General features: G+C 65.0%; 12 protein-coding genes and 1 pseudogene. 11 read left to right on the forward strand and 2 right to left on the reverse strand.

Annotated elements, in window-relative coordinates; translation table 11 throughout:
- Window positions 1-98: 98 nt before the first annotated feature.
- A pseudogene (locus NKL04_RS25120) lies at window positions 99-233 on the forward strand (EamA family transporter); the annotation flags it as partial.
- Window positions 234-312: 79 nt separating this feature from the next.
- On the opposite strand, the gene NKL04_RS25125 reads toward NKL04_RS25120, so the two are convergent.
- Entirely contained in the window at window positions 313-498 is a 186-nt protein-coding gene (locus NKL04_RS25125; protein ID WP_023687558.1) for a hypothetical protein, read from the reverse strand.
- Between the two features lie 173 nt (window positions 499-671).
- On the opposite strand from NKL04_RS25125, the gene rsmI reads away from it, so the two are divergent.
- Both rsmI and NKL04_RS25135 read left to right on the forward strand, forming a co-directional pair.
- Window positions 672-1,580, forward strand: a complete 909-nt coding sequence (rsmI, locus tag NKL04_RS25130) for a 16S rRNA (cytidine(1402)-2'-O)-methyltransferase (protein ID WP_023702419.1) — start codon at window positions 672-674, stop codon at window positions 1,578-1,580.
- Entirely contained in the window at window positions 1,573-1,950 is a 378-nt protein-coding gene (locus NKL04_RS25135; RefSeq protein WP_023698068.1) for a YraN family protein, read from the forward strand. Before rsmI ends, NKL04_RS25135 begins: the two co-directional genes overlap by 8 nt.
- 179 nt (window positions 1,951-2,129) lie before the next feature.
- Here NKL04_RS25135 and NKL04_RS25140 read toward each other — a convergent pair whose 3' ends face one another.
- The gene (locus NKL04_RS25140) at window positions 2,130-2,936 is read right to left on the reverse strand and encodes an undecaprenyl-diphosphate phosphatase (protein ID WP_023702420.1); all 807 of its coding nucleotides are present in this window, start codon (window positions 2,934-2,936) and stop codon (window positions 2,130-2,132) included.
- Window positions 2,937-3,107: 171 nt separating this feature from the next.
- On the opposite strand from NKL04_RS25140, the gene NKL04_RS25145 reads away from it, so the two are divergent.
- From NKL04_RS25145 to NKL04_RS25180, 8 genes are all read left to right on the forward strand, one after another.
- Window positions 3,108-3,800, forward strand: a complete 693-nt coding sequence (locus tag NKL04_RS25145; protein ID WP_023672063.1) for a glutathione S-transferase family protein — start codon at window positions 3,108-3,110, stop codon at window positions 3,798-3,800.
- The gene (gene queG / locus NKL04_RS25150; RefSeq protein WP_352724540.1) at window positions 3,781-4,935 is read left to right on the forward strand and encodes a tRNA epoxyqueuosine(34) reductase QueG; all 1,155 of its coding nucleotides are present in this window, start codon (window positions 3,781-3,783) and stop codon (window positions 4,933-4,935) included. The genes NKL04_RS25145 and queG overlap by 20 nt, the downstream gene beginning before the upstream one ends.
- On the forward strand, window positions 4,932-6,032 hold the full coding sequence (locus NKL04_RS25155) for an SDR family oxidoreductase (protein WP_023702421.1): 1,101 nt from the start codon (window positions 4,932-4,934) through the stop codon (window positions 6,030-6,032). The genes queG and NKL04_RS25155 overlap by 4 nt, the downstream gene beginning before the upstream one ends.
- 46 nt (window positions 6,033-6,078) lie before the next feature.
- Window positions 6,079-7,161, forward strand: coding sequence for a penicillin-insensitive murein endopeptidase (gene mepA / locus NKL04_RS25160; RefSeq protein WP_502896807.1), 1,083 nt, complete (start codon window positions 6,079-6,081; stop codon window positions 7,159-7,161).
- Window positions 7,162-7,298: 137 nt separating this feature from the next.
- A complete protein-coding gene (locus NKL04_RS25165; protein ID WP_023702423.1) occupies window positions 7,299-8,318 on the forward strand; it encodes a glucokinase in 1,020 nt (339 codons plus the stop codon).
- Window positions 8,319-8,597: 279 nt separating this feature from the next.
- On the forward strand, window positions 8,598-10,457 hold the full coding sequence (locus NKL04_RS25170) for an ABC transporter ATP-binding protein (protein WP_023702424.1): 1,860 nt from the start codon (window positions 8,598-8,600) through the stop codon (window positions 10,455-10,457).
- Window positions 10,454-11,275 (forward strand): 4-hydroxy-tetrahydrodipicolinate reductase, encoded by an 822-nt coding sequence (dapB, locus tag NKL04_RS25175; protein ID WP_023702425.1) that lies wholly within the window; start codon window positions 10,454-10,456, stop codon window positions 11,273-11,275. The genes NKL04_RS25170 and dapB overlap by 4 nt, the downstream gene beginning before the upstream one ends.
- A gap of 27 nt (window positions 11,276-11,302) precedes the next feature.
- Window positions 11,303-11,923 carry a 2,3-bisphosphoglycerate-dependent phosphoglycerate mutase gene (locus NKL04_RS25180; RefSeq protein WP_023672068.1) on the forward strand — a complete coding sequence of 207 codons (621 nt, stop codon included), beginning with the start codon at window positions 11,303-11,305 and terminating at the stop codon, window positions 11,921-11,923.
- Window positions 11,924-12,214: the final 291 nt, after the last annotated feature.

Here is a 12,214-nt window from a genome sequence, read left to right on the forward strand (position 1 = left end):
GAATTCTGCGCCGCTGCATCCTTCGGCAGAGGTCACGGAATGGATCATAGGGTCTGCGCCGCGTCACTTCGCTCCTTGCTTCGCCCTAGGATGACGATGTTGCACCGATCGACAAACTAAGCGTCGTGCTTGAAGCGGCGCTTGCCGCGGTGTTTCTCGGCATGCGGCTCTCCGGTCCGGGCCGGCTTGGCGTCGCTCTTGTCCCGGCGGACGCTGTTCTGGTCGTTCATCGGATGCGGCGGCGCGCCTTCGCGGGCGCTCTTCGTTTCAAGACGGGTGATGAAGATATCGAAACGATTGGGCATCGTACGGTCAGTGCTCCGTCGTGCTGTCCGGTTTGTTGTCCGAAAGCCTGACATTCGTCGGCAAGGCGGTGGCCGCCCGACTGGCCAGGCCGGTGTCGCTTTCGGCGAGCGCACGCTTGCCCTTTCGCGCAGTGAAGCGCTTGCGCTCGGCATAATAGGGCTCGAAAACGTCCTGCAATTCCAGGCTGTCCATCCTGTCCTCCTCCTCAAGAGACTCAGGTATTCAATCCGCCAGCCACGCTTTCGTTCCCCACTGTGGCAAAGACATGGCCGCCGGGTTACATCGGCGTCAGGTTTGGCTCGATGTTCGGGAGTTTTGCAACCCGGCGCGCGCCGTGCCAAACAGGGCGAAATGGAGAGACCCCGGTGACCGGCGAGAAGCGCAGCTATGTGATCGGGCAGACCGAGATCGCGGTCCGGTCGCTGGCGCCGGCGCTGTATCTGGTGGCGACGCCGATCGGCAACCTCTCCGACATCACGCTGCGCGCGCTGGAGACGCTCGCCGCCGCCGACATCGTCGCCTGCGAGGACACTCGCGTCTCGCGCGTGTTGCTCGATCGCTACGGCATCCGGCGGCGCACCACCGCTTATCACGAGCACAACGCCGGCGAGGCCGGGCCGAAGCTGATCGCGGCACTCGAGGCCGGGCAGAGCGTGGCGCTGATTTCGGATGCCGGCACGCCGCTGATCTCCGACCCAGGCTACCGGCTGGTCGGCGAAGCGCTGGAGCGCGGCCTGCGCGTGGTGCCGATCCCCGGCCCATCGGCGCCGCTGGCGGCGCTGACGGCGTCGGGCCTGCCGTCCGACGCCTTCCTGTTTGCCGGGTTTCTGCCGGTGAAATCAGGGCAGCGGATGACAAAGCTGGAAACGTTCAGGGCGGTGCCGGCAACGCTGATCTTCTTCGAGTCGCCACGCCGGCTGGCCGAAACGCTGGTCGCCATGGTCGAGGCGTTGGGCGGCGCGCGCAAGGCCGCCATCGGCCGCGAGCTGACCAAGACTTTTGAAGAGATGCGGACGGGAACGCTGCAGGCGCTGGCCGACCACTATGCGGCGGCTGACACGCCGAAGGGCGAGATCGTCATCTGCGTCGGGCCCGCCGAGATCAAGGCCGACCAACCCGCCGACATCGACAGGCTGCTTCTGTCGCTGGCCGCCGAAATGCCGGCGTCCAAGGCGGCGGCGGAAGCGGCGAAGATGACACGCGGGCAGAAGCAGTCGCTCTACCGCCGGCTGCTGGAACTCAGGAATGCGGTTGGAGAAGGCGAAGGTGGCTGAGCGCCCGGCCGCCAGCCGCCAAAAAGCCTATCGGCGCGGCCATCGCGGCGAGTGGCTGGCGGCGGCGGCGCTGATGCTGAAAGGTTATCGCATACTCGCCCGCCGGCATCGCACCCGCTTCGGCGAGATCGACCTGATCGCCAGGCGCGGCGACCTGGTGCTGTTCGTCGAGGTCAAGGCGCGGCGCACGCTGATGGAAGCGATGGAGGCGATCGGCCACGAATCGGAGCGCCGCATCGAGGGCGCCGCCGACATCTGGCTGTCGCGGCAGCCGGACTACGGCAGATTGTCGATGCGCTTCGACATGATCGCGGTGCTGCCCTGGCGCTGGCCGGTGCATGTCGAGAACGCGTTTTTTGGGAGGAGTTAGCGGCCTTTACCCTCCCCCTTGTGGGGAGGTCGGTGAGCAAGCGACGCGAAGCGTCGTTGGCGAAACGGGGCGGGGGTGTGGCGCCAACCCCCACCCCGATCCGCTTTGCGGATCGACTGACCGGGGCGAGCCGCCTGTCTCGCCCGTCCTTCGGACCCCCACAAGGGGGAGGGTAAAGCTCACCCCCAGATCATCAGCGCCACCAACCCCACAGTGCCCACCACCAGGCGCCACCAGCCGAACAGCGAGTAGCCGTTGCGCGAGACGTAATCGAGCAGGAAGCGCACGACGATCAGCGCGGTAACAAAGGCGGCGATGAAGCCGATGGCGATGATCGGCAGGTCGGCGCTGCTCAGCACGTTGCGGTTCTTGAACAGATCGAAGGCGAAGGCGCCGACCATGGTCGGGATGGCGAGGAAGAAGGAGAATTCCGCCGCCGCGCGCTTGTCGACGCCCAGCAGCAGCGCGCCGACGATGGTCGAACCGGAGCGCGACGTGCCGGGGATCAGCGACAGGCACTGGAACAGGCCGATCTGCAAATAAAGCCTTGTCGGGAAGCGCTCGACATCGCGATAGACCGGCTGCAGCTTCATGCGGTCGACGACCAACAGCACGACGCCGCCGACGATCAGCATGATGCAGATCAGCCTTGGCGATTCGAACAGCACCGTCTTGATGAAATCATGCGCCAGCGCGCCGATGATGGCGGCCGGCAGGAAGGCAATCAGGATGCCGAGGACGAAATGCCGCGTCAGCCGGTCATGCGGCAGGTCGAGCAGCATCTGCCACAGGCGGCGGAAATAGACGCTGAGGATCGCCAGGATGGCGCCCAGCTGGATCAGGATCTCAAAAGCCTTGCCGGTGGAATGGAAGCCGAGGAAATGGCCGGCGAGCAGGATATGGCCGGTCGAGGAGACCGGGATGAACTCGGTCAGCCCCTCCAGCAGGCCGAGCAGCAGGGCTTCGACAATGGTATGGCTATCCATATGGCAACCTCGGCATTCAAGGGACGGAAGGAAACGGCTGGCAAAAGGGCTTGCTTGTCACGGCGCGGAAGTCCCCCTATAGGTCGCAGCACCGTGACGGCCGCATGACGGGCCGCCAAGACTTACCGGTGCGGACGGCGATTCGCCAGTGCGCCTTAATATCGCGGAATCATGCTGACGCTTTTCCATCACCCGATGTTCGCCACCTGCCGCTTCGTGCGCCTCGCCTTCGGCGAATATGGCGAGGAGCTGGCGCTGATCGAGGAAAAACCGTGGACGCGGCGCAAGGAGTTTTTGGCGCTGAACCCGGCCGGCACCTTGCCTATCCTGCTGGCCGAAGGCGACGTGCCGATCGTCGGCGCCATGGTGATCGCTGAATATCTCGACGAAACACGTGGTGTCCTGAAGCGCGACAAGCGCCTGTTTGCGGAAGACCCGATGCAGCGCGCCGAAATCCGCCGCCTGACCGACTGGTATCTCAACAAGGCCGAGAGCGAAGTGACCCGGCATCTGGTGCGCGAGCGCGTGCTGAAGCCGGTGATGCCGGAAACGGCGGGCGGCGGTTCCCCCGATTCGGCGGCGATCCGCGCAGCGCGCGCCAACATTCGCCAGCACATGAAGTACACCAACTGGCTGGCCGGCACCCGTCATTGGCTGGCCGGCAGCAAGGTCACCTATGCCGACCTGGCGGCAGCGGCGACGCTGTCGGTGCTGGATTATCTCGGCGAGATCGATTGGCGCGAGCATGCCGCGGCGCGCGAATGGTACACGCGGGTGAAATCGCGGCCGTCGTTCCGGCCGCTGCTCTCCGACCGGGTTCGCGGCCTGTCGCCGGTTTCGCATTATGCGGACCTCGACTTCTAGAAGCCAAACCCTGCGCGCGCTGATCGACGCCGAGGCGCGGCGCGCCGGCTTCGATGCGGTTGCCGTCACCACGCCTGACTCGATCCCGCTGGCGCCGGCCAGATTGGCAGAATTCGTCGCCGATGGTTTTCACGGTTCGATGGCTTGGATTGCGGAGACGCTTCAACGCCGTAGCGAGCCTTCGACGCTGTGGCCCGAGGTGCGCTCGATCATCGTGCTGGCAATGAATTACGGCCCCGACCACGATCCGCGTGCGCTGCAGGCAAGGCGCGATCGCGGCGCGATCTCGGTCTATGCGCAAAACCGCGACTATCACGAGGTGATGAAGGGCCGGCTGAAGGAGATCGCCGGCAAGATCGTCGCGCGGGCCGGCGGCGACGTGAAGGTTTTCGTCGATACGGCGCCCGTGATGGAAAAGCCGCTGGCTGAGGCCGCCGGGCTCGGCTGGCAAGGCAAGCATACCAATCTGGTCAGCCGCGAGCACGGCTCCTGGCTGTTTCTCGGCACCATCTTCACCACGGCTGAGCTCACGCCCGATGCGACCGAGGTAGACCATTGCGGTTCCTGCCGCGCCTGTCTCGACGCCTGCCCGACCGATGCCTTTCCGGCGCCCTATCGGCTCGATGCCAGGCGCTGCATCTCCTACCTGACCATCGAGAACAAGGGGCCGATCCCGCAAGAATTCCGCGAAAAGATCGGCAACCGCATCTATGGCTGCGACGATTGTCTCGCCGCCTGCCCGTGGAACAAGTTTGCCCGCGCCGCTTCGGAAGCCAAGCTTGCTGCCCGCGACGAACTGCGCGAGCCGCCGCTGGGCGAGCTGTTGCAGCTGGACGACACGGCGTTCCGGTCTTTCTTCTCGGGCTCGCCGATCAAACGCATCGGCCGCGACCGCTTTGTCCGCAACGTGCTGACCGCCGCCGGCAATTCCGGCGATGTTTCGCTGGCCGGCCCGGTGCGCGCCCTCCTTGGCGACGCCTCGCCGCTGGTGCGCGGCGCGGCGATCTGGGCGCTGGCGCGGCTGGTGCCGGCCGCCGAATTCAACAGGCAGGCGGCGATCTACTCGAACACTGAAACCGACACGACAGTGCGGGGCGAATGGCTGTCCGTATTGCCAATTGAGGCGCACGCATGAGCGAAAAACAGGTTTTTATCTTTGGCGCCGGCTATTCGGGCAAAGCCTTTGCACGGGCCAATGCGGGCTGGCACGGTTTGCGCACTACGAATACCCCCACCCCTAACCCCTCCCCACAAGGGGGAGGGGAACTCGCGGAAGCGCCTACCTTCGCAGACCCAGCGACTGGGATCGGTAAGAGCGCGCGGCAGCGTTCCCTCCCCCTTGTGGGGAGGGGTAGTGTGGGCGCCCCTCTTCACAAGAATCTCATTTTTGGCACCACGCGCTCATTGGAAAAATTCGACGCGCTGCGGCAGGTCGGCATCGCGCCGCTGCTGTTCGACGGCGCCCTGACCCCTGAAATCGGCGATGCGCTGGAAAAGACCACCCATCTCGTCGTCTCGGTGGCACCGGAGGAGGCCGGCGACCCTGTGCTTCTCGCCCCGCGCAAGGCGATCGAGGCGATGCCGGCGCTTCGCTGGATCGGCTATCTCTCGACCGTCGGCGTCTATGGCAATTATGACGGTGCCTGGGTCGATGAAACGGCCGAATGCCGGCCGGTGTCGAAACGCTCGTCGATGCGAGTGGCGGCCGAGCGGGGCTGGCTGCAGCTTGGACTCGAGACCGGCAAGCCGGTGGCCATCCTGCGGCTTTCCGGCATTTACGGGCCGGGTCGCAACGCGCTGGTCAATCTGGAAAACGGCACGGCCAGGCGGCTGGTCAAGCCCGACCAGGTGTTCAACCGCATCCATTGCGACGACATCGCCGGCGCGCTCTGGCACCTCATCGGTGGCAATAGAGGCGGCATTTTCAACATCACCGATGACGAGCCGGCGCCGCCGCAGGATGTCGTCACCTATGCCGCTTCGCTGATGGGCGTCGAGCCGCCGCCGGAGATTCCTTTCGAGACCGCCCAACTTTCGCCCATGGCGCGGTCCTTCTATGGCGAGAACAAGCGCGTCGCCAACGCCGCGATCAAGGCAGCGGGCTACCGGTTCCGCTATCCGGACTACCGCCAGGCGTTCGATCGGATGTGGGCCGACGGCAGCTGGCGCGACGGCGAGCCGCGCAGCCCGATGAAGGTAGATAATCGAAACGCGAGCCCGAGGGTGATATGATTCGATTGTGTTGCGGACTTTTGCAGTGGGGTTCATGACGATTTCGATGCGATCCTTGACCGGCAGACGGCCGTTCCTGACGGCGGCGCTGGCGATCGTGGCGCTGGCCGGGCTGGTGGCGGGCGCAATCACGGCCGAGCCACGGGCAAAAGACCTGTTCGGCGCCAAGAAGCTGCCGGCGGTGGCTGCGGCGCAATCCTTCGGCTTCTATTCAAAGGGCTGCTTCACTGGCGGCGTCGCCATTCCGATGGACGGCCAGAACTGGGAGGTGATGCGTCCCTCGCGCAACCGGCGCTGGGGTCATCCAACGATGATTGCGCTGATCGAGAAACTGTCGCGCGATGCCGCCGCCGACGGCTGGCCGGGGCTTCTGATCGGCGACATTTCGCAGCCGCGCGGCGGGCCGATGCTGACCGGGCACGCCTCGCACCAGATCGGCCTCGACGCCGACATCTGGCTGACGCCAATGCCCGACCGCAAGCTCACCACCCAGGAGCGCGAAAACATCAGCGCCACGCTGATGGTCGACGACAAGACGCATCTGGTGAAGGACAGGCTGTGGAAGCCGATGCATACCAAGCTGTTGAAGCGCGCGGCGAGCTATCCGGAAGTCGAGCGCATCCTGGTCAATCCTGGGATCAAGAAGAAGCTGTGCGACACCGTCACCGGCGACCGTACCTGGCTGAGAAAAATCCGGCCGTTCTGGGGCCATGACTATCATTTCCACATCCGCATCGGCTGCCAGCCGGGTTCGCCCAACTGCAAGGGACAGGAAGCGACGCCCGACGATGACGGCTGCGGCAAGCCGCTGGCCTGGTGGTTTACCGAGGAGCCGTGGCGCCCCAACAAGAACCCGGACGCGCCCAAGGCGCGCGACCTGATGACGATGGCGAACCTGCCGAAACAATGCCAGTTCGTGCTCGACCAGCCCGATGCCGACTCGGCCGAAGCCGTCACCTATCGCGGCGGCGGCGTGCCGATGGCCGCCAGGGCGCCGGAACCCGACGCGCCTCCGCCTATTGCGGGCAATGCGGGCGGCCTGCCAAACGCAGCCAACGCCTTCACCGCCACGCCGGAGATCGGCATTCCCCTGCCAAGGCGACGGCCGCCGGCAAACGTCGGACAGTGATGGCGAACTGACGCTTTCCCTTTCCGGGGCCATGCGCTAGTCAATCGATTGAACACCGGGCGATTGAACACCGGGCGATTGAAAAACCGGGCGATTGAAACGGTCGCAACGGCGCCGCAAAGGGGACGAGCAAGAGCATGTCAGGCGACGACGACACCGCGTTGCGGTTTCCAGTGCTGATCGGCGACATCGGCGGCACCAATGCGCGCTTTTCGATCGTGCTCGACGCAAATTCGGAAGCCGGTGAGCCGCATATCGTGCAAACCGCCGATTTCGCCACCATAGACGAGGCGATCCAGGCGGCGGTGCTCGACCGGTCGTCCATCCGGCCGAATTCGGCAGTGCTGGCCATCGCCGGACCAGTCGATGGCGACGAGATCCCGCTTACCAACTGTCCCTGGGTGGTGAAGCCGAAGCAGATGTTTGCCAATCTGGGCCTGGGCGACATCGTCGTGCTCAACGATTTCGAGGCGCAGGCGCTGGCCGTCGTGGCGCTCGGCGAAGAGCATATGGAAAAGATCGGCGGCGGCACGCCGGAGGAGAATGCCGGGCGTGTCGTGCTCGGTCCCGGCACCGGCCTCGGCGTCGCTGGGTTGGTTCATGCCCTCCACCACTGGATACCGGTGCCTGGCGAAGGCGGCCATATGGATATCGGTCCGCGGACGCCGCGCGATTTCGAGGTGTTCCCGCATATCGAAAAGCTGGACGGCCGCATTTCGGGCGAGCAGATCCTGTGCGGGCGCGGTCTGGTCAATGTCTACCGGGCGGTCGCCAAGGCCGACGGCAAGCCGGCGCCGTTCACCACGCCGGCCGAAATCACCGGGGCGGCTCTGGCCAAGACCGATACGGTCGCCGAGGAAGCGCTGGCGCTGTTCGTCACCTGCCTCGGCCGCACCGCCGGCGACCTCGCGCTGGTGTTCATGAGCCGCGGCGGCGTGTTCTTGACCGGCGGCATCGCGCAAAAGATCGTGCCCGCGCTGAAGGAAGGCAATTTCCGCGCCGCCTTCGAGGACAAGGCGCCGCACAGCGCGCTGATGGCCTCGATGCCGGTCTATGTCATCACCCACCCGCTGGCGGCACTTCTGGGCCTTGCCGCCTATGCCCGCAACCCTTCGCTGTTCGGCGTCCAGACCGCGGGGCGGCGCTGGCGGGCATGATCCATTTCGTCCCGAAAACGGGTATTTTCTTGGAAATGGCTGCCGCTTTCGTGACCCCAACCTCGGGCCGCGACGAAGTTTCGCCATAGGCAAGCCGTAGCCGGGGCGCTAAGAGGGGCCGAATTCCAGCCTGGCATCCCTAGGGCCGGATGATTTCAGATCGAATCGACCTGAAATCTGAATCCGGCTCTAAATCAAAGAGATAGAGCATGATGTCGTCCGAAAACCGCTTCACACTTTTCGGCATCATGCTCTAGCAAACCACGAAGCGCCCGCGATTTGACCGCTCAAAGTCCACTCAAACTGAAAGTCCAGCCAGCTGAGGTCACTGCGGTGCTGCGCCGCATCCTGGCCGAAAACGGCAGTGAATATCGCTGGACCTATGTCGTTGCCGTCGGCTGCCTGCTGATTGTTTCCGCCACCACCGCCTTCACGGCGTGGATCATGGCCCCGATGATCAACGAGATCTTCTACGAACGACGCGGCGACATGATCGTCTGGATCTGCGCCGGGTTCTTGGCCGCCTCCGTGCTGCGCGGCTTCGCCGGTTACGGCCAGGCGGTCGCGTTGGCCAAGATCGGCAACAATCTGGTCGCCCGCTACCAGAAGCGCAGCTTCGACCACCTGATGAAGCTCGGCGTCGACTTCTTCAACGATACGCGTTCCGGTCGGCTGGCGGCACAGGTCAACGAGAATGTCGGCGGCGTTCGCGATCTGCTGTCGCTGACGCTGACCTCCATCAGCCGCGACGCGGTCTCGCTGATCGCCCTCGTTGGCGTCATGATCTACCAGGATCCGGTGTTGTCGCTCAGCTCGCTGCTGATCGGGCCGCCGCTGATCTGGGCCGTCGTCTACATCACCCGCCGATTGCGGCGCATCAACCGGGAATCGGTGCTGATCAACTCGCGGCTGAACGGGTCCGTACAGGAGGCCACGCAAGGCATCGCCATCGTCAAGGCCTTCACCCTGGAAGCCGAGCTGGCGCGCCGGATCGGCATCATGGCCGATACGGCCGAGCAGCGTAACAACAAGATCGCCCGGGTCGCGGAGCGGCTGTCGCCGATTTCCGAGATTTTGGGCGGTCTCGCCATTACCTCCGTCCTTGCCTATTCCGGCTACCGGGCGCTGGTGCTCGGACAACCACCAGGCGCTGTGTTTTCCTTCATCACCGCGCTGATCATGGCCTACGATCCGGCACGGCGCCTGGCTCGTACGCAGGTCGGTATGGAACGTGCCCTGGTCAACGCCCGGATGATTTACGAGCTGCTCGACCTGGAGCCTAAACAGGGCGATGCGCCCGACGCGGTCGAAGCCAGGATCACCACCGGCGAGGTTCGCTTCGACAATGTGACGTTCGGCTACAGCGCCGACATGCCGGTGATCAGGAACCTGAGTTTCACCGCCGCGGCCGGCAAGGTTACGGCGGTGGTCGGGGCCTCGGGTGCCGGCAAGACGACGCTCGTGGCGCTGCTGCAGCGCTTCTACGATGTCGACAAGGGTTCGATCGAGATCGATGGCCAGGACATTTCCAAAGTCACCAAGCACTCGCTGCGCGGCTCGATCGCCTATGTCTCGCAGGCGCCCTATCTGTTCGAAGGCAGCATACGCGACAACATCCGTTTTGGCCGACTTTCGGCGACCGACGCCGAGATCGAGCGGGCGGCGGTGCTGGCGGCGGCCGACGAGTTCATCCGTCAGCAGCCGCAGGGCTACGACACGCCCGTCGGCGAGGGCGGCTCGACACTTTCCGGCGGCCAGCGCCAGCGCGTCTCGATTGCGCGGGCGATCGTGCGCAACGCGCCGATCCTTTTGCTCGACGAAGCGACCTCGGCGCTCGACAACGAGGCCGAGGCGCGCGTCCAGGAGGCGCTGACCCATGTGATGGAAGGGCGCACCACCATCGTGATAGCGCATCGCCTGTCGACGGTCGTCAACGCCGACCACATTATCGTGCTTGAAGAGGGGCGCCTGGTCGAGGAAGGCACCCATGCCGCACTGATGGCCGATCCAAACAGTGTCTACGCCCGCTTCCACCGCATTCAAGGCAAGAACGGGTTGGGGCTTGTCGACGACTCCAAGCCCGTCCAAACTCCGGTCCGGCGCAACCGCGCCAAGAAGGCGGTGGGGAGAACAGCATGAGCGAATCCGGCGAAATGGGCCTGGTGGTGGTGGGGGCGGCCGGCCGCATGGGCCAGACGCTGATCCGCGCCATCCACTCGATCCCCGGCGCCCGCGTCGTCGGCGCGGTCGAACGAACCGGATCGCCCTATCTCGGCAGGGATGCGGGCGAGCTTGCCGGCATCGGCATCATCAATGTGACGGTCGGCGACGATCCGCTGCCGGTGTTCGCCAAGGCCGACGGCGTGCTCGATTTCACCATGCCGGCAGCCACCGTCGAATTCGCAGGCTATGCCGCGCAGGCACGCATTGCCCATGTCATCGGCACCACCGGCTGCTCGGCGGAAGACGACGCCAGGATCGAGGCCGCGGCCCGCCACGCGACGATCGTCAAATCCGGCAATATGAGCCTCGGCGTCAATCTTCTGGCGGTGCTGGTCGAGCAGGCCGCGCGCGCGCTCGGTCCAGAGGATTTCGACATCGAGATCCTCGAAATGCATCACAAGCACAAGGTCGACGCGCCGTCGGGCACCGCCTTGCTGCTCGGCGAAGCGGCGGCGGCGGGACGCGGCATTTCCCTTGCCGGCAACGATGTGCGGTCACGCGACGGCCATACCGGCGTGCGCAAGCCAGGAACGATCGGCTTTGCCAGCTTGCGCGGTGGCTCGGTGGTCGGCGACCACAGCGTCATCCTGGCCGGAACCGGCGAGCGCATCATGCTGTCGCACCATGCCGAGGACCGCGCCATCTTTGCCCGCGGCGCGGTCAAGGCCGCGCTCTGGGCGCGCGGTAAAAAGCCCGGACTTTATTCCATGCGGGACGTGCTCGGCTTGAGCTAAACTATCCATAATTTTGAAGGAGCAAACATGTCGGGAACTCTCGTGCTCGTGCGCCACGGCCAGAGCGAATGGAACCTGAAGAACCTGTTCACCGGCTGGCGCGATGTCGACCTTACCGAGCAGGGCCACAAGGAGGCCAAGGAAGCCGGCCAGAAGCTCAAGGCACGCGGCTTGAAATTCGACATTGCCTTCACCTCGGCGCTGATCCGGGCGCAGAAAACCTGCCAGCACATTCTCGACGCGGTCGGCCAGAGCGATTTGAAGACGATCCGCGACCAGGCGCTGAACGAGCGCGACTACGGCGACCTCTCCGGTCTCAACAAGGATGACGCGCGTCAGAAGTGGGGCGAAGAGCAGGTGCACATCTGGCGCCGCTCCTACGACGTGCCGCCGCCCGGCGGCGAAAGCCTGAAGGACACCGGCGCCCGCGTCTGGCCCTATTACCTGCACGACATGCAGTCGCATGTTCTGAAAGGCGGCACCGTGCTGGTCGCCGCGCATGGCAATTCGCTGCGCGCGCTGATCATGGCGCTGGACGGCAAGAGCGGCGAGGAGATCGTCAAGCTCGAGCTCGGCACCGGCGTGCCGGTGATCTACAAGCTCAACGCCGATTCCACTGTGGCGTCGAAGGACGTGCTGGAGGGGTGAGGTTTTCGGCCAGCGCATTCGCCAAGTCGGCGCTGCCCCTCATTGCCCTGCCGGGCAGTTCTCCCGGTATAGTGACGGGGAGAAAGGGCTGGCCGCAGCCTCGGCGCTCTTCTTGTGACGCAGGTGACCGGCGAAAATCATCGATGAGAGCGCCCCTCTCCCCGTCACTGTACGGGGAGAGGATGCCGGCAGGCAGGTGAGGGGCGGCGCTGACCCCCGGGAAACTAAGCCGGCAGGCAGCGGCCCTCGAAAAAGCGCGTTGACACATATCGTTTGCCCGCTTACATGAGC

This window comes from Mesorhizobium sp. C264A (assembly GCF_040324515.1).
Classification (GTDB): domain Bacteria; phylum Pseudomonadota; class Alphaproteobacteria; order Rhizobiales; family Rhizobiaceae; genus Mesorhizobium.

Coding starts and splice junctions, on each gene's coding strand:
- NKL04_RS25165 (WP_023702423.1), top strand. CDS start 7,299: ATGTCAGGCGACGACGACACCGCGTTGCGGTTTCCAGTGCTGATCGGC.
- queG (WP_352724540.1), top strand. CDS start 3,781: ATGCGGACCTCGACTTCTAGAAGCCAAACCCTGCGCGCGCTGATCGAC.
- dapB (WP_023702425.1), top strand. CDS start 10,454: ATGAGCGAATCCGGCGAAATGGGCCTGGTGGTGGTGGGGGCGGCCGGC.
- NKL04_RS25145 (WP_023672063.1), top strand. CDS start 3,108: ATGCTGACGCTTTTCCATCACCCGATGTTCGCCACCTGCCGCTTCGTG.
- NKL04_RS25180 (WP_023672068.1), top strand. CDS start 11,303: ATGTCGGGAACTCTCGTGCTCGTGCGCCACGGCCAGAGCGAATGGAAC.
- NKL04_RS25125 (WP_023687558.1), bottom strand. CDS start 498: ATGGACAGCCTGGAATTGCAGGACGTTTTCGAGCCCTATTATGCCGAG.
- NKL04_RS25140 (WP_023702420.1), bottom strand. CDS start 2,936: ATGGATAGCCATACCATTGTCGAAGCCCTGCTGCTCGGCCTGCTGGAG.
- mepA (WP_502896807.1), top strand. CDS start 6,079: ATGCGATCCTTGACCGGCAGACGGCCGTTCCTGACGGCGGCGCTGGCG.
- NKL04_RS25155 (WP_023702421.1), top strand. CDS start 4,932: ATGAGCGAAAAACAGGTTTTTATCTTTGGCGCCGGCTATTCGGGCAAA.